This window comes from Bacillus sp. ChL18 (genome assembly GCF_026241425.1).
In the GTDB taxonomy this organism is placed as follows: Bacteria; Bacillota; Bacilli; order Bacillales; family Bacillaceae; genus Bacillus; species Bacillus velezensis.
Genome location: NZ_JAPHWE010000004.1, coordinates 1 through 22,892, shown reverse-complemented (window position 1 = coordinate 22,892; position 22,892 = coordinate 1). Strand labels below are relative to the sequence as shown.

Below are 22,892 nucleotides of genomic sequence, written 5' to 3'. Positions count from 1 at the left end.
GTTTCTCTCACTTTCTCTTTATATCGGACAAAACTGCAGCCCGCTGTCTATTGATCTTTACTGAAAAGCATTTTCTGCTTGAGCGCCGCCAATTCATCATCGACACTGCTTTGATTGCTGTCATATTTAGCCGTCAGATCGTCAATATCGTCTTTCGGAGACGCGTTCAGCTCAGCCATCGCATTGGCATGATCAAGCGCTTGGTTGACCTTGTCTTCCATTCTGCCGAAAGCTGTCATCGATTGGCCCGCATTTGACACAGAGGACCCCAATTTGTTCATTCTCTCCTGCGTCTTTGCCACAGACCACTTCGCTTTGATGGCATTTCGGCGCGACTCAAGCTCTCCGATATCAGCGACAAGCTTGTCATGCATTTTGCGCATTTGAGACGCGTTGGAAGAAGCGAGCTGATAAGCCGTCTGCAGCTCAGTCAGTCTTGATTCAACAGCCGCTTTCCTTTCCAAAAATGTCCGCGCATCGGCTTCATTGCCGGCCTGCAACGCTTTCATCGCATAACTTTCCATCTTTTCGGCATCAGCCTGGCATTCTGTTAACGCTCTTTTCGCCCGCTGTTCCTCAGCCATGACAGAAGCCGTCTCCGCTTTCACTTTTCCTAAATCATTGTTCAGATTCCGCAAATATTGATCAACCATTTTTTCAGGGTTTTCAGCTTTATCCAGCAGCGCATTGATATTGCTTGACATGATGTCTTTAAATCTTCCTAAAATACTCATTTTTCATTTTCCTCCCAAAATTAAATAGTAACAAGTTCATAGTTATATATACTGTTTTTTTCAAAAAAAGTTTCATTTTCTCATGAATTTATGTATTTTATATGAAAATAGTCTCATTCAGCCCATTTGTGCCGGCGGAAATTCTTTATGACCAGATACAGTGAGAACAAAAAATAAATAAAAAGCCCGATCATCAACCCGCTCACTAACGGGTAATGCTTCGCCGCATACACAAAGAAATCCAGCTGCGAAATCTGTTCCGGACTTGTAATCGTATCCGTCCCATTCAAAAGTTTTGAGAATTTAGCCGTATAATTCCAATCAAACGAATCAGAAACAAGCTCACTCCCCTGATACCAATTGACAGCGGCGAGACAAAGAAAACAAAAAACAGAAAACGCGCATTGCACAATAAGAAAAACATGTTTCATGAAAAACATTCCTCCGCGGTTCAATATCACAGGCCGTCACACTATACATGACGGCAGCAGCAGAAACTTGGTTTTACTCAGAACTGATAAAAAAGTTATTGTATGTACTTCACAGCGGTTCAATTTACTGGATGCCTTTCTAAAGTATACCGTATATCGAAAAGGGTTTCAGACCTAAATAAAGAGGATGCTTCCCGAAGTCCGATGACTTTCAAGAAGCATCCTCGATATTTTACAGTGATACTTCAACCTCTTTTAAACTCGGCAAAGCATCGATCGCACCGATTTTGGTGCACACGAGCGCCCCCACCTTATTGGCAAATGAGACAATATCACGCAGCTTCGCAAAATCTTCGGCTGCTGTCTGAATCTCATCGGTGCGTGCCAGCTGATACAGCGCCGCGCCGACAAACGCATCTCCCGCTCCCGTTGAGTCTATTGATGTCACCGGAATGCTCGGAATGATGTCAATATCCTTCCCATTTGAAAGAAGGGTCCCGCTTTTCCCGAGTGTCACCGCCACAATACCGGCCCCGAGCTCATGAAGAACCGCAACACCTTCTTTATGATCCTTCGCACCGCTGATGATCTCAAGCTCTTCGTCACTGACTTTCACAAAATCACTTACGGCAACGGCTTTTTTTGCGGTATTTATAAACTCTGAAACTCTTCCTTTCCATAAATCCTCACGGTAGTTAGGATCGAAGGAAATAAACTGTCCATTGTCTTTCGCAATCGACATCAGCCGTAAATAGGCTGAGCAAAACGGATCAGATAACAATGCCGTCGCTGATCCGAAATGAAGGATTTTGGCATCGTTTACCTTTTCCTGATCAATATCATCCAGCGTAAACAAAGCGTCCGCTCCTCTGTTAAACACAAAGTCACGCTCCCCGTTTTGTTTTAATGAAACAAACGCAAGCGTTGTAGGCGCTTTCTCATCCATGACGAGCATAGAGGTATCGACGTGTACGGCGTCCAATGTCTGCTTCAGAAAATACCCGAACGGATCTTTGCCTGTTTTTCCGCTGAAAGCCGCGTCTCCGCCCAGCTTAGCAATCGCTGCCGACACATTCGCCGGTGCGCCGCCGGCACTTTTTAAGAAATTGCGCCCTTCCGTCAAATCAACATCCACATCGGTACAAAAGAAATCAATTAACAATTCTCCAATACAAATAACAGATTGGCTTCCCACATTATCACACTCATTTATCAATTCTCGATTATAGTTTCAGTATAGTGCTTTCTGTCATAAATACAACCGTTTACATAGAATATTTTAAATTTTACGTATACTTATCTGGCAGCCCTTTGTTCCAGATCAGACATCATCTGCTGATATTTTTTTTCAGTTAAAGGATAAAAAGAAATAAGAATAATAGACAGCAGAATGAACAATCCCGGGATGAGCGCATTCATATTTTTAATCGCATTCAATGACGAGGCCGTCTGATCGGTATTCGCGGCATATCCGGCGATTCCGAGATAAACGGCCGAAAATGACCCGGCTAACGCAACTCCGAGCTTATTGATGAAACTCATGCTCGAAATCACCACGCCATCAGCCCGGACTCCGGTTTTCCATTCCGCATAATCGACACAATCGGCAACCATTCCCCAAGCAAGCGTATTTAAAGGCGTCGTAAAAAATCCCGAAACGAAAAGCCAAAAGAAAATAAGCGGAAGCGAAGAATACGATGTAAACTGAAGGCCCGCATAAGAAATCAGCGATAGCGCCGCCGTGATGATCATAACCTGCTTTCGGCCCCGCTTCTCAGAAAAGAAAGGAATAAACAGATTGCTGATCAGCGCTGCGCCGAAAAACAACACGGTTCCTAAAAACACAAATTCCTTATGGCTGACGTTATACGTAAAATAGTACACCATCGTGCTGAGCTTAATGTTAAACCCAATCGCAAACGCCAAAAATGCAGAAACCAAAATGAGCAAAGGCTTGTTTCGGAATAAAACAGACAACGTTTTTTCCATTCCTTGTTTTTTTCTTTTTTCAGGCTGAATCCGCTCCCGCACAGTAAAGAAACTGAACAGATTCAATGCGATGCTCACCGCCGCATAGATAAGCGCCGTCATCTGGAATCCAAACGCCTGATCTTTCCCGCCGATTAGATCTGCAAGCGGTGTCGCACAGGAAATCGATAACAGAATTCCGATATAAACCAAAATCATCCGAGTCGTCGTCAGAACCGTCCGTTCCTCCACGGAATTCGTCATCCGACCCGTTAAGCTGTTGACCGGAATCGTCTGCATGCTGAAGGACATCCCAAGCAGAATATAAGTGATGTACGCATAAACCATGTTCCCCGTCTCGCCGAAATGGGGGGTCGTGAAGCATAAGAACGTAAATAGCGCAAAAGGAAACGCCACCCACAAAAGATACGGCCTTGCCTTTCCCCATCTTGTATTCGTCTTGTCTAAAATCACGCCCATAATCGGGTCAAAAATAGCGTCCAGCACCCTTACGATAAGAAACAAAGCTGCAATGACCGCAGGCTTAATGCCCCCGACGTCTGTATAGTAGAATAATAAGTATGCGTTTACAAACTGAAAGATAATATTGTACGACATATCGCCGAATCCGTAGCCGATCCGTTCCATCCAGGACAGGCCGCGATATTTCGTCTTTACTGCCGCTGCTTTTTCTGTTTCAATCATCATTTCCCACCCCAAGAATCCGTTTTCATTTTTGATAAGCAAGAGGGAGAATGCAAAGATCCTCCCCGTTCACTCAGCGATTTGGATACACCATCACTTTTAAGCATTCATTTTTGTATTGAAAGGCCCGTTCCATCGCCTCTTGCGTCTGCTCCAGCGGATATTGGTCCGTTATAAGGTGCTTCGTGTCCACTATGCCGGAAGCGAGAAATTCAATTCCCTTCGGATACGTATTCGCATAACGGAAGATTCCGTATATATCAATCTCGTTATCTGCAATAAACGGCACATTGAGCGGAATCTCGTTCTGAGAAGGCAAACCGACAATCGCCAGTTTTCCGCCCCGGCGCACGGAAGCCAGTGCGGATTGCAATGCCGCCGGATTCCCCGCTGTTTCCCAAGCAGTATCAACACCTCTGCCATTCGTGATCGTTTTGATTTCTTCACCGGCATCCTGTTCCCGGACATTGATGACATGAGTCGCGCCCATTTTTTTCGCGGCATCTAACCGCAGCGGCTCCAAGTCGGTCACAATGATTGTCCCTGCCCCGTATGCTTTCGCTGCCGCAACGGCCATCAGCCCCACAGGCCCCATTCCCATAATCGCAATTGTTGATCCGGGCTGAAGCTTTGTTCTCGCGGCCGCATGAATGCCGACAGAAAACGGTTCGATCAAAGCCGCATCTTCATAGGATAGTGAATCCGGAATCGAGAAAACAAAGTCCTGGCGCATTTTGATATATTGGACAAACGCGCCGTCAACCGGCGGTGTCGCCAAAAACTGTACATCCGGGCAAAGATTATAACGCCCCTCCTTACACGCCTCACAGCGTCCGCATGTGACACCGGGTTCGACGGCGACACGGTCTCCCACCTTGAATTGATCGACAGACGATCCGACAGCGGCAATTTCTCCCGCGCATTCATGACCGAGGATAAATGGTTTTTCCACTACATAATTGCCTATTCTGCCATTTGTATAGTAATGCAGATCAGATCCGCAAATTCCGACAGCCATCACCTTAATCAACACTTCATCATGATTGATCTCAGGCACGGGCAATGTTTCGATTTTGATTTCTCTCGTGTTGTGCATAACCGCCGCTTTCATATTTTGAGGCACTGTGTGAGTCATTTGGCAAAATCCTTTCTCTGCTTTGAAATGTAAGTGCATACATTTTTGTTTTCTCTATTACTGCCCCTATTTTATCTGCTTTTCAAGACGTACAACAGCCTTTCCTGCTGTATAAAAGGACAGCGGCACTGTACTTTTTATTTTTTCATATACAAAAAACACTGAATTGATAAAATAGTACTAATAGGAGGTGCAGGTTTTATGGCTGAACTTGAAAACCGGACACAATTTGCAGAACTGCTGGCACCTGCCGTCAAATCGCTGAAACATCATCCTGATTTCAAAATTAAAAGGACAAAGAACGTAAAATCCGGACAGTCTTATATAGATCAAATCGCACTCCGAATAGGCGTTTCCTCTAACACGATCAAAAGCTGGATCGGACAGATGGGCGCAAACTACATTCCCGGACGAATTGATGACGGAAAGCTGTTCGGCATGATCTGGATCATTATAGAAAAGACTGATATGGATCCTGAATGGCTGACCGGCCTTCTGGAAACCACCACCATTCCCGTCATCAAACCCGCATTGCCCGTTTGGACGGCGTCTTGTCTAAAAAAAGCAAAAATACTCCGGAAAGACGGATCATTCGGAGCGCCGAGTGATGAAGATGTTGAAAAAGCAGTAAAGCGGCTGTTTCATGACAGACCAAGCCACGAAACGAATGCGCTTACAAGAAAGTCCGTCACGCATAACTTACCGTCACGCCGGACGGGGAACTTTATCGGACGCGGCTTTGATATGGAAGCAATCCGGCAATGGATGCTGTCTCCGTCACCGGTCTGTTTAATCACAGGCTGGGCCGGCATGGGAAAAACAACGATCGCTCTTGAAGCAGCCTACCTTTGTGCCGGCGGTTCACCAGATTGGCCGGCATTCAACAGCATCATCTGGATCAGCGCTGACTGGAAAGGATTGAGCTTCAGCGATTTTTTAAACACGATCGCCTATCAGCTCGGACGCACCGAACAAATCGACAAATCAATCAACGAAAAACGGTTCGTCGTCCGCAATGCATTAGCCGCTCATTCAAATGAAACACCGGTATTGCTGATCGCTGACAGCATTGATACAGCGGAACGTGACATTCACGAATTTATCATCGGCCTTCCGCAAGGCGTAAAAGTCCTCCTTACGGCACGGGAAAACGTAAAACAGACATACCGGGACGGCCTCGGGGAACTGGCGGCCATCCAGCTGAGCGGCCTTGAACAAACGGATGCCCTTGAATTTTTCCATCAAGAAGTGCACCGCTGTCTGCAAACATGCAACCTTCCGCATAAACGGGAAAAGCTGGAGCAGCTGTTGCAGCTATCACCTGACCTTAAGAATGCATTCGTCTCGGCAGCCGCCGGCAACCCGAAGGCCATGGCACTGAGCATTGCATACATGTCAGACGACGACATCCCCGCTCCGCAGCTCATTCAAGAGCTTAAACAAGCGGGTTACTCATTATTGGAATTGTTTGAGGTTCTCTTTGGCCGCACATGGGACAGATGTCATGAAGACACACGAAAACTATGGCAGACGCTTTGCTTTTTCGCTAAGCCTCCTGATGAAAAAAGCTTGGCTCAAGCGGCCGGATTAGACGTCCGGCGGTTTCATTACGCCATTGAGCAAATGCGGTCATATGCTTTAATACAGCCGGAACGAAGCGAAGGAAGAATTCAATATGCAGCCCATCAAACCGTTGTCGCTTACGGAGAACAGCACTTATCCGAAAATCACGAATTTGCAAAAGAAGCCCGCAGCCGCTGGGCGCATTATTATATTGATTATGCGGACACCCATATAAAGCGGGAACAGCCCAATTCTGTCTATTGGAGCTATCTGCTGGGACGGAATTTAGAGCAAATGAAAAAGGAATGGCCGAACATCCTAAAGGTCATCGAATGGTCGAGCGAAACCGGACAACATGACATCCTGATTAAACTCATCATCCGCATCAGCCATTTTCTTAGCAGAATCAACCTGCCCCTGCGAATCGAATACGGATTAAAAGCCGCCGATGCCGCCCGTCAATCAGGCGAACACACGCGGGAAGCTTACTTTCGCATCGACACGGCAGGCTGGGCGCTAATGGAAGTCAACGATTCAGACGGAGCTCTCAGGCAAATAGAAGCCGGCCTGAAGATACTCGAACAATCAGGCGCGCCGGATCACGACGACTTGAAAGTATGGGGAACCGCCCTGCAATCGAGGCTGCTGTTAAAAATCGGAGAACCGAAAAAAGCGGCAGCAATGCTGGACGGCATCAAAGATCAGCCCGTCTCCCCCATTATCCGGCACAGGGTTCTTCTGGTCCGCGGCGACCTGAGTTTCGCCCGCTCTCACTACGAAGAAGCCATCACATTATACGAAGCGGCAAACACAACCAGCGCCGCATACGGCGGCGAAAAAACGATAGAAGCCTATTTCAACCTGGGCATGGCTTACGTAAAGTGTGATCAGCTCGAAAAAGCGGAAAAAGCCTTTGAACAAATGCTCTATGACAAACATAACGCCAATCAAGTTGAACTGATCTACTATTATTACGGGATGGCACAGCTGTTGTATCGTAAAGGAGAAAATAAGAAAGCGATGGAAGCTAATCAAAAGGCAATTCGTCTGATTGATTCGAGGGAGCCTGGGATTGGGATTCGGGGTGAGGTGGAACGACTAAATAATTGAAGAACTTACAAAAATATATGTAGTTAGCATAGTTTACCGTCGATTTTAGAGTTAGAGTAAATAATCCTGAAAGAGTGCGTGCTATATACATTTTAAAGTGATATCAAACAGGCAAAGCCTTGATATTTAAGACTTTGCCTCTTCATGTGTTTTCTCTAAATTATTTTCATTAACTACATATCAATTTTAAGGGAACTGAAAATGTATCAAGGCAATAGGAATAAGAAGTAGACAAGATACTGTGCATATCGTTTGTAATTTCAGATGCTTTAACACCTGGTTGCACAATTATTATTTTTAAATCGATTGATTGAATTAAGAGTTTATTCTTAATAGCCTTCAATTTCTCAATATCACCTTTCTCAAACCTCGATGGTTTTTGCTCCCTAATTCGTAGTTTTTCTCTATACATCATCCGTTCTATCATGCCCATTGGATCCTGCTTCCAGAAAACAGATTTATCAGCTTGACCACAAACTTCGTATAAATCTCCTACACGTTTACCTGGTTTATCCCCGTGCGCAAACTTACAATGGAAAAAATCAATGAGAATTTTATTTTCCTTTTCAGCAATAGCCACTATATCTGCGATTTCTCCTGCTCCGTCATCATCAAATATAATACTGTAATTACCTTCATTTTTTAATTTTTTAATTACATTGTATTGAATCGAGTTTTCTTTCTTATTAAAGGTTTTCTTTTCAAGCTGAGACTCTATTTTTATATCTACACCTAAACCTAACCAATCCCAAGAAGAAATTGAGGTTTTTGGAAATCTTGTTATTCCCTCTTTATTTAATTCAACCAAAATATTGCCTTGAATTGATGAACCATCAACAAACCAGATTGTTGGGGGATTTTCATTAAAGAAATCTATTAAACTAACCTTTGATCCATTTCCAATTTTTATTTCTGTGGTAAAATCCCCTTTAGAGCGAAACAATGGCTTGTTATCTATTATTTCAAAGCTAAATCTCTCATTAAAATGTCCATTTTTCACTGAAAAATGAATTTGGTTTGGAGCGGTTTGTACTTCATCCAACAATATATCAACATCTAAAATACTATAATCACCAGAAACATTCGATAGAAAAATTGTACGGTCTATCTCGAATTCTAAATCGTTTGGCCAGTCTATCCTATATGGATGCTTTTTAGGAATACTCGTTATTATTTGTGGAATCAGAACCCCCTCCATAATATCTTTTACTTCAATAGAAGGATCTAAAAGTTTATCTAATATTTGATTACACCATTCTCTCCAATACTCTATGTTTTCAACCCACCTCGACCAAATTTTCCCTTTATAAGAACAACCAATACTAACCTTACCATTTCCTCCATAACCATGCCCAAATACATTTGATTTGTAAGAATTTATTTTGTTGGATTCCGATATACCCTCTCCTACATCAATACCCGCAAACATTTTATACCTAATAGGACCATCTATTCCGCTATTTAATCCAACGGTACCCAACATTAAACGTTTGATTCCAGACAAACATTTAAATACTTGCTCGGATTTAATAGTAAAAGGTTCCGAAGAGAAAATACTCTTAATTAATCGATGTCCTTTCGACAAATCTGAGGCATTTAGAAAAACTGTTTCCCTTTTCTGACTCCAGTAGACGATATAAAAATTCCATTCTAAATTGTTTAAATTTTGTTGCGTAGTCCACTTTACTCCTACTTCTCTAGGTTCAATAACAACTAAGATTTTTTCTTCATCATTTGCAAAGCATCTGCAAATTTCCGGGTTAAATTCACTTTCCCAATTTCTCCAATCCCAAACTTTATCATTTATTTGATAGGCAACCATACTAACCTTTGGTTTTAAATGTACTAAATTGATTTCTTCAATATTATCAGTGTTAAATCCCTCGATAAGTTTCTGCAAAGAAACTTCTCTTTCAATATACTCATTCGATTTTCTTGGTAACAACCTATTCCAATCTGTATCTTTATCATACAAGTCCTGTAAAGCTTCTGCTATATCTTCGTCAGCTATATTAGTGATTAATTTTGCGTTACCTAGGCCTTTTTTACTTCTTGCAAATCGACCAATAAATTGAAGTGTGATAGGGATCGATTTATATTTGTCGTGAATTGCTGCTATTTTTAAATTTGGAATATCAATCCCTTCCCCAAACATATCTACACAAACTACAACTTTTGACGAATAATTTTTCAAGGATTCCATACGTGCTTGTTTTTCTTTTGTAGTTTGTCTATTAGTAATTAAGACGGGATTAAACTTTTTATATAATTTTCCATAAATTTCATTAAATAACTCTTCAGCACGATTCACTTTATTTGCACGAACCAGCAAAATATGTTTATAACCATTTTTAATATCTTTCTCAAGAATTTTTATTGCTTTTTCTGCTATAGTTAAATCAGTTTTTCGTTCGTCAAATTCTTCAACGGGGATAAATTCTATTTTTTTAAAAAACCCTTGTTCTTGCGCTAAACGTAGGGGGAAGTTATACAAAATATTACCCTCTATTTTCTTGCCATCTTCTCTAAACGGTGTTGCAGTAAATTGTAATATTTTATTTTTACTGAATGATTCTTTAAATTTTGTCCATGTTGTTGAACCTATGTGATGCGCCTCATCAACAAATATAACATCTATATTTTCCGATAAATATGAGATATATTGATCAGGCATTCTAGAGGCTAATGCCATAGTTGTAACAATTATATTAGAGTTTTTGATAAACTCTTCGAACTTTTCTTTTTCTTTTATACCCTCTCCGTATAAAAAGACATTTGGAGGCAGGATATCGCAATTAAGCATGCCAATTTCGTAGAGGATACCAAATGACTTAGCTTTCTCATAAATTTGGCTCCTTAATAAATCAGATGGTACAACTATTAATGACTTAGGTATTCTTTCAGTAACAATAGTGGCTAACATAGTCTCACTTTTGCCTGTCCCGGTCGGCATAACAATTGTTGCTGCTTTTTTACTAACAGTCCAGTGTGAACGAATAGCACTCATTGCCCCAAATTGCGGTGCTCTTAAACCTATACTACCAACTTCATTAGAAACAACCTCTCTTACTCCGTTACTCCAACTAGATACTATTACGTCTGCTTCTAAAAATTTAGACTTAACCTGGTAACCAGAAAATTTATTTTTCCCTAACCTTTGCTCCACAATATTCAAATTATCACCCCAAACCAATAATAGGTGTAAAATCCTAATGATTTTACATAATTATTCCTATTATGATTATACCGAACAAAATAGCCAGCCACAAGAAAAGGAAACATTTTTGAAATCCATAATAATTTCTTTAAATAAATAAGATATATAAATTCTCATTAGCATTTGTAATCCTACAGGACGTATATTGTGCGATCAGAATATGAAGTTCCATTTCCTTAATTTTAGATTCCAAAAGATCTCTCGGAAAATTAGAAACACATATATCACAATAGAGTATACTCAGGTTCCTTAAGCACACCATCCATCATAAAGTTGGAAAGCAATAGAATCTTTTTTAAAATATCCTTATTAACTCAAACAGAAGTGAGAGCCTTCCCCAAATAATGGAACTACTGGCACTATAATTATATAAAAAAGAGGCTTCCCAAAAGTTCAAAGAACTCATGGAAAACCTCTAAATTAGACCCTTATTCAAGAAAATGTCACCCATTTGTTACTCTTCGGTTATTTTCAAAGTAGATAAGAGTCTAGAAACCCCATTTTTCACTGGGTTTTTGGGCAATGTTTACATCATTCCGCCCATACCGCCCATGCCGCCCATGTCAGGCATTCCTGCGCCGCCGGCGTTTTCTTCCGGTTTGTCAGCGACAACCGCTTCAGTTGTCAGGAGCATCGCTGCTACAGAAGCTGCGTTTTGCAGAGCAGAACGTGTAACTTTTGTCGGGTCAACGATACCTTTTTCGATCATGTTTACCCATTCGCCGGTTGCAGCGTTGAAGCCTACGCCGATTTTTTCGTTTTTCAGGCGCTCAACGATGACAGATCCTTCAAGACCTGCATTGTGCGCGATTTGACGGATCGGCTCTTCAAGCGCGCGAAGCACGATGTTGATACCTGTTTGCGCATCGCCTTCAGCTTCAACTGCAGCGACTTTGTTGTATACGTTGACAAGCGCTGTACCACCGCCGGATACGATACCTTCTTCAACAGCTGCGCGAGTTGAGTTGAGGGCGTCTTCGATGCGAAGTTTACGCTCTTTCAGCTCAGTTTCAGTCGCAGCGCCGACTTTGATGACAGCTACGCCGCCGGCAAGTTTCGCAAGACGCTCTTGTAATTTTTCTCTGTCGAATTCAGAAGTTGTTTCTTCCACTTGAGCGCGGATTTGGTTGACGCGTGCAGCGATTTTTTCAGTGTCGCCTGCGCCTTCTACAATTGTTGTGTTTTCTTTCGTTACCACAACTTTAGAAGCGCGTCCCAATTGTCCGATTTCAGTAGATTTCAGGTCAAGGCCTAAGTCTTCTGTGATCACTTCTCCGCCTGTAAGAACAGAGATGTCTTCAAGCATTGCTTTACGGCGGTCACCGAAGCCAGGAGCTTTAACAGCAACAGCGTTGAATGTGCCGCGAAGTTTGTTGACAACGAGTGTAGCAAGAGCTTCCCCTTCAACATCTTCAGCGATCAGAAGCAATGGTTTGCCTTGCTGTACAACTTGCTCAAGCACAGGAAGGATTTCTTGAATGTTTGTGATTTTTTTGTCTGTGATTAAGATGTAAGGATTGTCAAGAACCGCTTCCATCTTATCAGAGTCAGTCACCATGTAAGGAGACGCATATCCGCGGTCGAATTGCATACCTTCAACAACTTCAAGCTCAGTTGTGAATCCTTTAGACTCTTCGATTGTGATGACGCCGTCGTTTCCTACGCGCTCCATTGCTTCAGCGATAAGGCTTCCGACTTCCTCATCAGCAGCAGAGATCGCAGCAACCTGAGCGATAGACTCTTTGCCTTCGATCGGCTTAGAAATTTCTTTTAAGTTTTCGATTGCTACAGTCACGGCTTGTTCCATACCTTTACGCACACCGACAGGGTTAGCCCCCGCAGTTACGTTTTTAAGGCCTTCGCGGATCATAGCCTGCGCAAGTACAGTCGCAGTCGTCGTACCGTCACCGGCAACGTCGTTTGTTTTGCTGGCTACTTCAGCTACAAGCTTCGCACCCATGTTTTCAAACGCATCTTCAAGTTCAATTTCTTTTGCGATTGTCACACCGTCATTTGTAATTAACGGAGAACCGAATTTTTTCTCCAGAACCACGTTGCGTCCTTTTGGCCCTAAAGTTACTTTTACAGCGTCAGCAAGCGCATCGACACCGCGAAGCATAGCGCGGCGTGCTTCTTCACTAAACTTAATATCTTTTGCCATGTTAACGAAACCTCCTCGAATTTTTAAAAATATTTATTTGCTTAGCCGATTACAGCTAAAATGTCGCTTTCACGTAAGATTAAGTATTCAGTACCTTCGTATTTCACTTCAGTACCGGCGTATTTTGAGAAGATAATGCGGTCGCCCTCTTTTACTTCTAAAGCAACGCGCTCTCCGCTTTCCAACACGCGACCTGAACCGGCTGCCACGATTTTGCCTTCTTGCGGCTTTTCTTTTGCAGAATCCGGTAATACGATTCCGCTGGCAGTTTTTTCTTCAGATTCTACGAGTTCAATGACAACGCGATCACCTAATGGCTTTAACAATGTAATAACCTCCTCAATAGTATGAATATGTAATTTTAGCACTCAGCTCTAAAGAGTGCTAACACAGTTATTATAATAAAGAATCTCACTTCCAATTTCAAGTCATAAGAATAAAAAATTTTCACGCTTACATGATTCTCTCTCGCACTGATTTTCTCCTTTTTTCACGTCAAGTTCACTTGTGTTACAATAAGAACAAATAAGTTGATTTTATAGGATAAAGGAGTACATATCATTTGAGAAAACAGTATTGGTATATCATTTTGACATATGTTATCATGCAGCTTTCCGCATTGATCGGCATTCCTTTAATGTACAAATTCGGCTATGCGGGCGGGCACCCTACGAATGAGAATCTCACCATGGCTCAGGGGATTTATTCCGTCGTAAGCTTTTTTATCTGCCTGATTATCGTTCTCTTGATTTTGAGAACCGCGCCGAAGCAGACATTAAGAAACGGGAAGAAAGCATCCGCCGGCATGTCCGTTCTCTGGGCGGTCGCGGGAATATGGCTCGCTTTATTTTCTCAGGGAATCGCCGGGATGATTGAGCAGTATGTCTTTCATGTGGGCAGCGGTTCCGAAAACACGAAAGCCATTCTCAACATTATTAAAGCCATGCCGCTCATGATTATCGTTTCTTCTATCGTCGGGCCGATTCTTGAAGAAATCATTTTCCGGAAGATCATCTTCGGTGTATTATATGAAAAAACGAATTTCTTTATCGCCGGACTGATCAGTTCCGTCATTTTCGGCATTGTGCATCAAGACCTCACGCACCTGCTGCTGTATACGGCCATGGGCTTTACCTTTGCGTTCTTGTATGTGCAGACGAAACGGATTATTGTGCCGATATTCGCCCATGTCATGATGAATACCATTGTCGTGGTCATGCAGCTCGGCCCCGCCCAAAAATATATTGAACAGCATAGTGAGCAAATGCAATTAATTATTGGAGGATTGTTTGTATGAGGAACCCAATGACTTGGGGCTTGATTTATTTCGCAGTCGGCTGTATCTTTACGTATTTGGCCGCAAGCTCTCCGGGAAGCATGTGGTCTTTTTATTCCATACTGCTGATGGTTTTCGCCGCTTATAATATCAGCATCTCGTTTAAAATGTTCGCCTTCTCATTTAAAGTGAAAAAAAATCAAAAATAAAAGAAAAGCCATTTCTCATCATTGAGAAATGGCTTTTTTTATGCTGATACGTCCTGGTCAGATTCACTGCCGGTCTGCCTTTTCCGGTACGCCGCTTTTGAAATCAGGATACTGATCTCGTATAAAATGCAAAGCGGGATGGTAATCATCAAGTGAGACAGCAGCTCAGGCGGCGCAATCATCGCGGCAATCACAAGCAGCACAAAATACGCATACTTCCTGATCTTCGATAAAAACCTCGGCGTGATAACACCGAGTCTCGTTAAAAACATGATCAGCACCGGCATCTGAAACAGCAGTCCGAACGGAATCGTCAGCTGCAGCAGAAAATGAAAGTACTCGGTGATCCCGATCACCTGGTTGACATCGAGGTCATTCGAGACCCGCTTCATAAAATCAACGACCAGCGGAAATAAAATATAATAAGAAAACGACACACCGCCGACAAACAGCACGATCGAAATCGGAATATAGCTGAGTGTTACTTTGCGCTCCTTCTCGTACAGACCCGGGCTGACAAACGCCCAAATCTGATAGAGAATAATCGGCGAAGTCAAAATGATGCCGATGATAAACGCGAACTGCAAAAAGATAAACAGCGGATCCGTCAGGTTAAAAGCATTAAGGGTGAGCTCTTTTACTTCATCGGCTTTTTGAAGATACACAATGATAGGTTTTGCCAGAAAAAAGCCGGCAATAAAGAAAACCGTAAAGGATAACGCCACAATCAGCAATCGTTTCCGAAGTTCGGCAATATGCTCCACAAGCGTCATTTGATTCACTCTCATACGCGTCATCCTATCTTACTGTTCTTCTTTCTTTTTTTCCTCTTCTTCACCGGCTAATCCCTTAGTAGCGTTCTTAAATTCACGAAGCGTGTCCCCCGCCGCTTTTCCTAATTCGGGAAGCTTCTTCGGACCGAAAATAATCACCGCCACCACACCGATAACCGCCAGGCTTCCAGGACCGATCATGTGCAGCTCCTCCTTTCGCTATTCAATTTCTTCCAAAACAGAATAATGCTTTAAGAAATAAACCAATGATTGAAGCTCTACAGCTAAATCTATATGATGAATTCGAATGTGATCCGGCACATTCAAACGGGCCGGCGTAAAGTTAAGGATTCCCTTGATTCCGAGCGACACGAGCCTGTCGGTGATTGGCTGGGCGGCAACCGCCGGAACGGTAAGAATCGCCACGGGTTCATCCTTAATGTGAAGCTCTAAATCATTAAGATCAAAGACAGGCACACCGCCTACCTCAGTTCCTATTTTACTCTGATTCACATCAAAAGCCATAGATATTTTTGTGTTATTATTTTTTGTGAAATTATAGTGAAGAAACGCCGTCCCTAAATTCCCGACACCGATCAAAATGACGTTCGTCGTTTCATCCTGATCCAGCGTTTTTCTAAAAAATGACAGCAGGTAATCCACATTATAGCCGTATCCTTTTTTGCCGAGCGCCCCGAAATAGGAAAAATCCCGGCGGATCGTGGCCGAATCGACTTTTACCGCGTCGCTCAGTTCAGCTGATGAAACACGCTGCTTTCCTGACGCGTGTAAATTCTTTAAAAAGCGATAATAAAGCGGCAGCCGTTTTGCCGTCGCCTGTGGAATTTTTGATTGATCCTTGTTCATGATTGGTCCTCCACTTTATACTCAGATGCATCTCTTTTAAAATCACCGTTTTTGCCTCCTGTTTTTTCCATGAGGCAGGTCGGGCCGATGACCATTCCTTTATCCAGCGCCTTGCACATATCATAAACGGTCAAAGCGCAGACTGAAGCGGAAGTTAGCGCTTCCATTTCCACACCTGTACTCCCTTTCGTTTTTACGCTTGCCTGTATATGAAGAACGGCTTCGGAATCCTTTTCCTCCCAGCCGAATGAAATGTCGACGCTGCTTAAAGAAAGCGGGTGGCACATCGGGATAATCGCTGACGTCTGTTTTGCGGCCATAATTCCTGCCACCTGTGCGACAGCCAGCACGTCTCCTTTTCCGATCTCGCGGTTTTTGATTCTGCTGTACACGTCATGCTTCATGTGTACGCTGGATATCGCAGCGGCAGTACGGACTGTTGAAGATTTATCGCTTATATCCACCATGCGGGCACGGCCTTCTTCATTAAAATGAGAAAATCCATTCATATTTAAACTCTCCTTACTTCTGATCATACACTATTTTCTCCCTGATGTCTTATCCTATAATGTTCCAATTCTGATGTATTGTTTGCTGACAGCAGGTTGATAAGCTACACTTAACTTATTATAACAGAGGTGAAATAATATGATGATCTTACAAATTAATCAGCTATCCAAATCTTTTGGCGCTGATCCTATTTTAAACAATATAAAGCTTGAAGTCAGATCTCGGGATCGCATCGCCATAGTAGGCAGAAACGGAGCCGGCAAATCAACTCTCCTTAAAATTATCGCAGGTCACCTTTCATATGAAAAGGGTGAATTAATCAAACCGAAAGAATTAACGATGGGATATCTTGCCCAGCACACAGGATTGGAATCCCAGCTTACCATAAAAGAAGAACTGCTGAGCGTTTTTGATTTCCTGAAAGCAATGGAAAAAGAGATGCGCTCTATTGAAGAAAAGATGGCCACGGCCGCCCCGGCGGAGCTTGAGACGCTGATGAAAACCTATGACAGGCTTCAGCAGGATTTCAAGGATAAAGGCGGCTATCAATATGAAGCGGACGTCCGATCTATCCTTCACGGACTCGGCTTCGGAAAATTTGACGATTCCGTGAAAGTGCAAAGCCTGAGCGGCGGTCAGAAAACAAGGCTTGCGCTCGGAAAGCTGCTGCTGACCCAGCCTGATCTGCTTATTCTGGATGAACCGACGAACCATCTCGACATCGACACGCTTACATGGCTTGAGCATTATTTACAGGGATATTCAGGCGCAATCCTGATCGTTTCCCACGACAGATACTTTCTTGATAAAGTCGTCAGCCAAGTGTACGAGGTCTCACGGACAGAAAGCAAAAAATACCTCGGCAACTACAGCGCCTATTTAGAACAAAAAGCCGAGCAGTATGAGAAAGACCTGAAGCTGTATGAAAAACAGCAGGACGAAATCGCCAAGCTTCAAGATTTTGTCGACCGCAATCTGGCCAGAGCTTCTACAACGAAAAGAGCTCAAAGCAGACGAAAACAGCTTGAACGGATGGACGTCATGGCAAAGCCGCTCGGGGATGAAAAATCAGCCGCCTTCCGTTTTGACATTACAAAACAGAGCGGAAACGACGTCCTGCGCGTACAGGATGTTTCTATCAGCTATGACGGCCAGCCTCCGCTCTTGAAAAACCTGACCTTCGGCATTACAAGAGGCGAAAGCGCCGCTCTCGTCGGACCGAACGGAATCGGCAAATCAACCTTGCTGAAAACCATTATGAATACAATCAGTCCGGAATCCGGATCGATCACGTACGGTTCCAATGTCACAATCGGCTATTACGATCAGGAGCAGGCTGAACTGACCTCGTCCAAACGCGTGCTGGACGAGCTGTGGGATGAATATCCGGACATGCCGGAAAAAGAGATCAGGACATGCCTCGGCAACTTCCTGTTCAGCGGAGACGATGTCCTGAAACCGGTCCGCTCGTTAAGCGGCGGGGAGAAAGCAAGAGTCGCGCTTGCCAAGCTGATGCTTCAAAAAGCAAACTTTCTCATCCTTGATGAACCGACAAACCACCTTGACCTGGACAGTAAAGAGGTGCTGGAAAACGCCCTGATCGACTACCCGGGAACACTGTTATTTGTATCGCATGACCGCTACTTTATTAACAGGATCGCCACAAGAGTGCTGGAGCTGTCACCTGATCATGCAGAAGAATATTTGGGAGACTATGACTATTACACTGAGAAAAAAGCCCAGCAGCTGGAACTGGAAGAAATGAAGCGGCAGGAAAAGGAGCAGGCTCAGCCTGCCGGCAAGGTCAAACAGGATACGAAAAGAACTTACGAGGAAGAAAAAGAATGGAAGAAGAAAGAACGGCAGCGCCTGAGACGCATTGAAGAAATCGAAGCGGCCGTCTCATCCGCCGAAGAGAAAATCAGCGCCAATGAGGAGCTGCTGTGCGATCCTGACGTGTATCAGGATCATGAAAAGGTACAGACCATTCACGCGGAGAATGAAGCTCTGAATCAAGAGCTCGAGAACTTATTAGCAGAATGGGAGGAACTCTCCTCAGAAGAATAGAAAAAGTCAAGCACCTCTTTAAGGGGTGCTTTTTTATCCACAGCTATCCTCCTTGTCAGCCATGTAAGCAAGCGTTTTATACACACTATCCACAAAATTTTCTGACTTTATCCACTTTACTAACAACTTATAGTCCCTTATCCAGCCTGGATTTCTGGATATATTCACAACCCTGTGGATATGTTAGAATTGTCTGTTAATAAGTAAAAAAAGCCTCACGTTTTACAACGTGAGACGATCAAAGGATGTTAATTCCAAACCGGGCTGTCCGTTCATATCATATGAGCCCCGAATCCCCTTTTCAAAAGCAACGGTTCCGGCAGCCGCAATCATCGCTGCATTGTCCGTGCATAAGGAAAGCGGCGGGATGATAAGCTCGGGATCTCCCGAATGGCTGAATTCCTGCTGCAGTGCGGCTCTCAGCCCTTTGTTAGCGGCTACGCCCCCTGCCAGCAGCACTTGTTTAACCCCGTATTCTTTCGCGGCCTTAGAGGTTTTTGCCGTCAGTACATCAATGACACTCTGCTGAAAGCTTGCGGCAAGATCCTCCGGAGGAATCACCTCATTTTTTTGCGAGGCGTTATGAAGCGTGTTAATCACGGCTGACTTCAGGCCGCTGAAGCTGAAATTGTAAGACCCTTCTTCCAGCCACGCACGCGGAAGCGGAATGGAATCCGTTCCCACAGCAGCCAGCTTATCAATCTGCGGCCCTCCCGGATAAGGAAGCCCCATCGTTCTTGCCACTTTGTCGTAAGCTTCGCCTGCGGCATCATCCAGCGTTTCACCGATAACCTCGAATGAACCGTGCTCTTTCATATAAACCAATTCCGTATGTCCGCCTGACACAACCAAAGCAAGCGCCGGGAATTGAAGCTCTCCTATCAGCCTGTTTGCATAAATATGACCCGCGATGTGATGGACGCCGACTAGCGGTATTTGATGGGCAAAGCTTAAAGCCTTTGCCGCATTGACTCCGATTAACAGGGCTCCGACAAGTCCGGGTCCTTCCGTTACGGCAATCGCATCAAGATCATCAAAGCCCATCTCCGCTTTTGAAAGAGCTTCCTCAATCACAAGGGTAATCTGCTCCACATGATGTCTGGACGCTATTTCAGGCACGACCCCGCCGAAACGTTTATGGCTTTCAATTTGAGAAGCGACAACGTTTGAAATAATTTCATTCCCGTTTTTTACGACTGAGGCCGCTGTTTCATCACAGCTTGTTTCGATTCCTAATACATAAATATCTTGTTTTTCACTCATGTAATGTCACCCACATTAATAACGCATCTTCCCCGTTATCTGTATAGTATTGTTTTCTGATTCCTCCGGCCTGAAGACCGAATTTTTTATATAAGGATTGGGCGGGATGATTTGAGACCCTGACTTCGAGAGAGAGCCTTCTTGCCTTTTTTTCTCTGCACAATTCTATCGCAGAGCGAAACAGCGCTTCTCCCAATGATTGGCCCCGATATTCCGGCTTAATGGCTATATTCGTAATCTGCGCGTCATCTATAATAATCCAGATTCCGCAATACCCCGCCAGACAGCCGTCCTTTTCAATGACAAGGTAGTGGGCATACGGATTTTCCAAAAGCTCATGATAAAATGAATCCTTCGTCCACGGAGAAGTAAAGGATGCTGTTTCAATTTCATAAATTTGATCAATATCTTCCGGCCGCATGCTTCGAATCGCCGTTTTCGTTTTCATCCCTATCACCCTATTTTTGAGATTCCATCCATTTCGCTTCAGCCTCTGCCAGACGCAAATAATCCGGAACAAGGCTGTGGACATCCGCTTCTTCTTTTTCCAAGCCTAAAAACGCCAGCTCTGACGGCCGCGGATTATGCTGTGCAGCCGTTCCAATCACTGCTTGAGATGTCAGCTCATGAAGAATGGTTTCTTCATGAATGGCTGTATCGTGTCCTAAAAATAAAACCGGAGACGCTTTTTCTTTCAGCATGCCGAGCCAATCAGTCAAAAGGACATTCTGATCAGGAAGAACGGATTGTAATCGGCCATCCTGATATTCATAAAGTCCCGTATATACCTGTCCGCGCCGGGCATCAAATAACGGGCAGATCAGTCCTTGAAAGTGCCGTCCGTTAGCCGCCAGCACCTCCAGACTCGAGACAGCGGAAACCGGAAGCTTCAGCGACCATGCCAATGTTTTTGCCAGCGTCACACCAATTCTGACACCTGTGTACGATCCCGGTCCTTTCGCCACCGCTATTTTTGTAAGGTCCTGCGGTGTTAGGCTGCAATCCTTCAGCAATGAATTGACAGCAGGCATGGCCCGCACGGAATGATTCTTTTTTAAATATGTAATATACTCCGCCATCACCGTTTTGTCACGAACGAGCGCGGCACCCAGCGTGTAATTTGACGTATCAATTGCCAGTATTGTCATGTTTATTTATCTCCTCACAAAGCGTTTCATACCGTGTTCCGCAAGCCATAAAGGTAATGTCCCTTGCCTCATCACCGGCTCTTGTGATGACGATCTGCAGCCGTTCAGCAGGCAGCTGATCCTGAATTAAATGAGCCCATTCAATTAAACAGACGCCTTGTCCCTCAAAATATTCTTCAAGCCCTAAGTCTTCGCTTTCATCCTCCATACGATACACATCCATATGATATAGAGGAAGCGAACCGTCATGGTATTCTTTTATAATTGTAAAAGTCGGGCTGTTTACCACTCTCGTGATTCCCAGTCCTTCGGCAAAACCCTTTGTAAAAGTCGTTTTTCCCGCGCCTAAGTCGCCTTCCAGTGTCAAAATGTCTCCCGGCTTTGCCAAAGAAGCGGCAAGCTTGGCTACGGCTTTCGTTTCTTCGGGGTTTTTCGTTCTCCATTGTAATGTCTTCAAAGTGAGTCACCCGTCTTATTTAAAATGATTGTATCCTTTTTTCTCAAGGACGATTTGTCTCTGATCATTGGCTGTCAAAAGAACACATGCTTCCTTCCGTTCAGACACCGCCCCTATCTTCGCTATCGGAATGCCTGATTGAGTGCAGTAATCAAGCAGAGAAATCCACTCTTGCTGAGAAACCGTTCCAACCAATTCAAAATCTTCACCGCCGAATAACACCCATTTTTTCCACTCAGAATCTGCCTCAGGCAAATCCGGATGCACCGGCAGAAGTTGTTCTTCAATTTCTATCGTAACTGAACTTGCCGCAGCTATTTCATGCAGCTCACTGGCCAATCCGTCACTGATATCATTCAGAGCCGCGCGCTGAAGCTGAGAGCAGAAGCGGCCGACCTGAACTCTCGGAACGGGCCGTTTATGTTTTCGGATAAAATAATCACTCGTATGAAAAGCAGAAGGGAGTGTTTCTCCCAATAAAAGAGACAGTCCTGCTGCAGACGAACCGATATCCCCCGTAACAAACACAACATCCCCGGGTCTTGCCGAGCTTCGCAGACAAGCGCGATCCTTCTCAATTTCTCCGATGACAGTAACGGTAATAACAGCTTGACCGGAAGCGGAGACGGTATCTCCCCCGATCAAATCCATTTGATATAGTTTCGCCAGTTCCGCCATTCCTTCATACATTGCCTGGACGTCAGCTTTCTGCCAGCAAGAAGGAACCGCTAGAGACACCAAATAAAACTTCGGAATGCCTCCCATCGCCGCCACGTCACTAATGTTAACAGCAAGCGCTTTATAACCGATATCATGAGGAGAGGAATACTCTAATTTAAAATGGACATTCTCCACCATTGTATCAAGGCAGACAATTTGCTGCATATGGGGTGACGCTGTATAAACCGCACCATCATCACCGATCCCTACATCGACAGAAGGATGATAATGCGAATGCGGCGTAATACTGTGAATCAAATCAAACTCATCCATATATCTCCCGTCTCCCTTTCTGACGCTCTTGTGAAATACAGCTCTTTCTAGTGTATCGGATTATGTTTCAATATCCAAGACTTTAACGATATAAAGAAAGCTTGGTTAGATACCAAGCTGCCAGCATTTAAAAGAAAACACAAAAAAAACGAAAACATGATCGTTTCGTTTACAATAAAAATGGCGGTCCGGACGGGACTCGAACCCGCGACCTCCTGCGTGACAGGCAGGCATTCTAACCAACTGAACTACCGGACCATTTTTTTGGTTGCGGGGGCAGGATTTGAACCTGCGACCTTCGGGTT

Annotated in this window: 21 protein-coding genes and 1 tRNA gene; 4 read left to right on the top strand and 18 right to left on the bottom strand. The window is 44.0% G+C overall.

Annotated features, from left to right (window positions below):
- Positions 1–47 precede the first annotated feature (47 nt).
- The 5 genes from OQ477_RS18555 to gutB all read right to left on the bottom strand — a co-directional run bounded on the left by OQ477_RS18555 (position 48) and on the right by gutB (position 4,973).
- Positions 48–734 carry a PspA/IM30 family protein gene (locus tag OQ477_RS18555; RefSeq protein WP_007609806.1) on the bottom strand — a complete coding sequence of 229 codons (687 nt, stop codon included), beginning with the start codon at positions 732–734 and terminating at the stop codon, positions 48–50.
- 113 nt (positions 735–847) lie between these two features.
- On the bottom strand, positions 848–1,165 hold the full coding sequence (locus OQ477_RS18550; RefSeq protein ID WP_038463695.1) for a YjdJ family protein: 318 nt from the start codon (positions 1,163–1,165) through the stop codon (positions 848–850).
- A 232-nt stretch (positions 1,166–1,397) separates the two neighbouring features.
- Positions 1,398–2,360: a carbohydrate kinase family protein gene (locus OQ477_RS18545; protein WP_265973450.1), complete on the bottom strand. Its 963-nt coding sequence runs from the start codon at positions 2,358–2,360 to the stop codon at positions 1,398–1,400.
- 101 nt (positions 2,361–2,461) lie between these two features.
- A complete protein-coding gene (locus tag OQ477_RS18540; RefSeq protein WP_265973449.1) occupies positions 2,462–3,838 on the bottom strand; it encodes an MFS transporter in 1,377 nt (458 codons plus the stop codon).
- A 73-nt stretch (positions 3,839–3,911) separates the two neighbouring features.
- Complete coding sequence (gene gutB / locus OQ477_RS18535) at positions 3,912–4,973, bottom strand: sorbitol dehydrogenase (protein ID WP_045206910.1); 1,062 nt, start codon at positions 4,971–4,973, stop codon at positions 3,912–3,914.
- Positions 4,974–5,174: 201 nt separating this feature from the next.
- On the opposite strand from gutB, the gene OQ477_RS18530 reads away from it, so the two are divergent.
- A complete protein-coding gene (locus OQ477_RS18530) occupies positions 5,175–7,646 on the top strand; it encodes a tetratricopeptide repeat protein (RefSeq protein WP_265973448.1) in 2,472 nt (823 codons plus the stop codon).
- Positions 7,647–7,815: 169 nt separating this feature from the next.
- Here OQ477_RS18530 and OQ477_RS18525 read toward each other — a convergent pair whose 3' ends face one another.
- From OQ477_RS18525 to groES, 3 genes are all read right to left on the bottom strand, one after another.
- Entirely contained in the window at positions 7,816–10,812 is a 2,997-nt protein-coding gene (locus OQ477_RS18525) for a DEAD/DEAH box helicase (RefSeq protein ID WP_265973548.1), read from the bottom strand.
- A gap of 577 nt (positions 10,813–11,389) precedes the next feature.
- A complete protein-coding gene (groL, locus tag OQ477_RS18520; protein WP_003155941.1) occupies positions 11,390–13,024 on the bottom strand; it encodes a chaperonin GroEL in 1,635 nt (544 codons plus the stop codon).
- A gap of 41 nt (positions 13,025–13,065) precedes the next feature.
- Complete coding sequence (gene groES, locus OQ477_RS18515) at positions 13,066–13,350, bottom strand: co-chaperone GroES (RefSeq protein WP_003155970.1); 285 nt, start codon at positions 13,348–13,350, stop codon at positions 13,066–13,068.
- 236 nt (positions 13,351–13,586) lie between these two features.
- Between groES and OQ477_RS18510 the strand changes: the two genes are divergently transcribed.
- Both OQ477_RS18510 and OQ477_RS18505 read left to right on the top strand, forming a co-directional pair.
- The gene (locus tag OQ477_RS18510) at positions 13,587–14,321 is read left to right on the top strand and encodes a CPBP family intramembrane glutamic endopeptidase (protein WP_224181491.1); all 735 of its coding nucleotides are present in this window, start codon (positions 13,587–13,589) and stop codon (positions 14,319–14,321) included.
- Complete coding sequence (locus OQ477_RS18505) at positions 14,318–14,509, top strand: YdiK family protein (RefSeq protein WP_003155975.1); 192 nt, start codon at positions 14,318–14,320, stop codon at positions 14,507–14,509. Before OQ477_RS18510 ends, OQ477_RS18505 begins: the two co-directional genes overlap by 4 nt.
- 38 nt (positions 14,510–14,547) lie before the next feature.
- Here the strand turns inward: OQ477_RS18505 and tatC are convergent, their stop codons facing one another.
- From tatC to moaC, 4 genes are read right to left on the bottom strand one after another with little or no spacing between them, the layout of a single operon-like run.
- Positions 14,548–15,306, bottom strand: a complete 759-nt coding sequence (gene tatC / locus OQ477_RS18500; protein WP_007609791.1) for a twin-arginine translocase subunit TatC — start codon at positions 15,304–15,306, stop codon at positions 14,548–14,550.
- 6 nt (positions 15,307–15,312) lie between these two features.
- Positions 15,313–15,483 carry a twin-arginine translocase TatA/TatE family subunit gene (locus tag OQ477_RS18495; RefSeq protein ID WP_003155981.1) on the bottom strand — a complete coding sequence of 57 codons (171 nt, stop codon included), beginning with the start codon at positions 15,481–15,483 and terminating at the stop codon, positions 15,313–15,315.
- Positions 15,484–15,501: 18 nt separating this feature from the next.
- Positions 15,502–16,149 (bottom strand): redox-sensing transcriptional repressor Rex, encoded by a 648-nt coding sequence (locus OQ477_RS18490; RefSeq protein ID WP_265973447.1) that lies wholly within the window; start codon positions 16,147–16,149, stop codon positions 15,502–15,504.
- Entirely contained in the window at positions 16,146–16,658 is a 513-nt protein-coding gene (moaC, locus tag OQ477_RS18485) for a cyclic pyranopterin monophosphate synthase MoaC (RefSeq protein WP_003155986.1), read from the bottom strand. The genes OQ477_RS18490 and moaC overlap by 4 nt, the downstream gene beginning before the upstream one ends.
- A gap of 139 nt (positions 16,659–16,797) precedes the next feature.
- Here moaC and OQ477_RS18480 point away from each other — a divergent pair, with 139 nt between their 5' ends.
- Entirely contained in the window at positions 16,798–18,726 is a 1,929-nt protein-coding gene (locus tag OQ477_RS18480; RefSeq protein ID WP_020953910.1) for an ABC-F family ATP-binding cassette domain-containing protein, read from the top strand.
- 222 nt (positions 18,727–18,948) lie between these two features.
- Here OQ477_RS18480 and tsaD read toward each other — a convergent pair whose 3' ends face one another.
- From tsaD to OQ477_RS18450, 6 genes are all read right to left on the bottom strand, one after another.
- A complete protein-coding gene (tsaD, locus tag OQ477_RS18475) occupies positions 18,949–19,989 on the bottom strand; it encodes a tRNA (adenosine(37)-N6)-threonylcarbamoyltransferase complex transferase subunit TsaD (protein ID WP_007408855.1) in 1,041 nt (346 codons plus the stop codon).
- Entirely contained in the window at positions 19,982–20,437 is a 456-nt protein-coding gene (gene rimI, locus OQ477_RS18470) for a ribosomal protein S18-alanine N-acetyltransferase (RefSeq protein WP_003155993.1), read from the bottom strand. The genes tsaD and rimI overlap by 8 nt, the downstream gene beginning before the upstream one ends.
- Positions 20,438–20,447: 10 nt before the next feature.
- Positions 20,448–21,137, bottom strand: coding sequence for a tRNA (adenosine(37)-N6)-threonylcarbamoyltransferase complex dimerization subunit type 1 TsaB (tsaB, locus tag OQ477_RS18465; RefSeq protein WP_265973446.1), 690 nt, complete (start codon positions 21,135–21,137; stop codon positions 20,448–20,450).
- Positions 21,118–21,594 (bottom strand): tRNA (adenosine(37)-N6)-threonylcarbamoyltransferase complex ATPase subunit type 1 TsaE, encoded by a 477-nt coding sequence (gene tsaE, locus OQ477_RS18460; protein ID WP_088461566.1) that lies wholly within the window; start codon positions 21,592–21,594, stop codon positions 21,118–21,120. The genes tsaB and tsaE overlap by 20 nt, the downstream gene beginning before the upstream one ends.
- Positions 21,595–21,609: 15 nt before the next feature.
- Positions 21,610–22,587: a thiamine-phosphate kinase gene (thiL, locus tag OQ477_RS18455; RefSeq protein WP_239033872.1), complete on the bottom strand. Its 978-nt coding sequence runs from the start codon at positions 22,585–22,587 to the stop codon at positions 21,610–21,612.
- A gap of 181 nt (positions 22,588–22,768) precedes the next feature.
- Positions 22,769–22,845, bottom strand: a tRNA-Asp gene (locus tag OQ477_RS18450).
- Between the last annotated feature and the right edge of the window lie 47 nt (positions 22,846–22,892).

Coding starts and splice junctions, on each gene's coding strand:
- OQ477_RS18555 (WP_007609806.1), bottom strand. CDS start 734: ATGAGTATTTTAGGAAGATTTAAAGACATCATGTCAAGCAATATCAAT.
- OQ477_RS18550 (WP_038463695.1), bottom strand. CDS start 1,165: ATGAAACATGTTTTTCTTATTGTGCAATGCGCGTTTTCTGTTTTTTGT.
- OQ477_RS18540 (WP_265973449.1), bottom strand. CDS start 3,838: ATGATTGAAACAGAAAAAGCAGCGGCAGTAAAGACGAAATATCGCGGC.
- gutB (WP_045206910.1), bottom strand. CDS start 4,973: ATGACTCACACAGTGCCTCAAAATATGAAAGCGGCGGTTATGCACAAC.
- OQ477_RS18530 (WP_265973448.1), top strand. CDS start 5,175: ATGGCTGAACTTGAAAACCGGACACAATTTGCAGAACTGCTGGCACCT.
- groL (WP_003155941.1), bottom strand. CDS start 13,024: ATGGCAAAAGATATTAAGTTTAGTGAAGAAGCACGCCGCGCTATGCTT.
- OQ477_RS18505 (WP_003155975.1), top strand. CDS start 14,318: ATGAGGAACCCAATGACTTGGGGCTTGATTTATTTCGCAGTCGGCTGT.
- tatC (WP_007609791.1), bottom strand. CDS start 15,306: ATGACGCGTATGAGAGTGAATCAAATGACGCTTGTGGAGCATATTGCC.
- OQ477_RS18495 (WP_003155981.1), bottom strand. CDS start 15,483: ATGATCGGTCCTGGAAGCCTGGCGGTTATCGGTGTGGTGGCGGTGATT.
- OQ477_RS18490 (WP_265973447.1), bottom strand. CDS start 16,149: ATGAACAAGGATCAATCAAAAATTCCACAGGCGACGGCAAAACGGCTG.
- moaC (WP_003155986.1), bottom strand. CDS start 16,658: ATGAATGGATTTTCTCATTTTAATGAAGAAGGCCGTGCCCGCATGGTG.
- OQ477_RS18480 (WP_020953910.1), top strand. CDS start 16,798: ATGATGATCTTACAAATTAATCAGCTATCCAAATCTTTTGGCGCTGAT.
- tsaD (WP_007408855.1), bottom strand. CDS start 19,989: ATGAGTGAAAAACAAGATATTTATGTATTAGGAATCGAAACAAGCTGT.
- rimI (WP_003155993.1), bottom strand. CDS start 20,437: ATGAAAACGAAAACGGCGATTCGAAGCATGCGGCCGGAAGATATTGAT.
- tsaB (WP_265973446.1), bottom strand. CDS start 21,137: ATGACAATACTGGCAATTGATACGTCAAATTACACGCTGGGTGCCGCG.
- thiL (WP_239033872.1), bottom strand. CDS start 22,587: ATGGATGAGTTTGATTTGATTCACAGTATTACGCCGCATTCGCATTAT.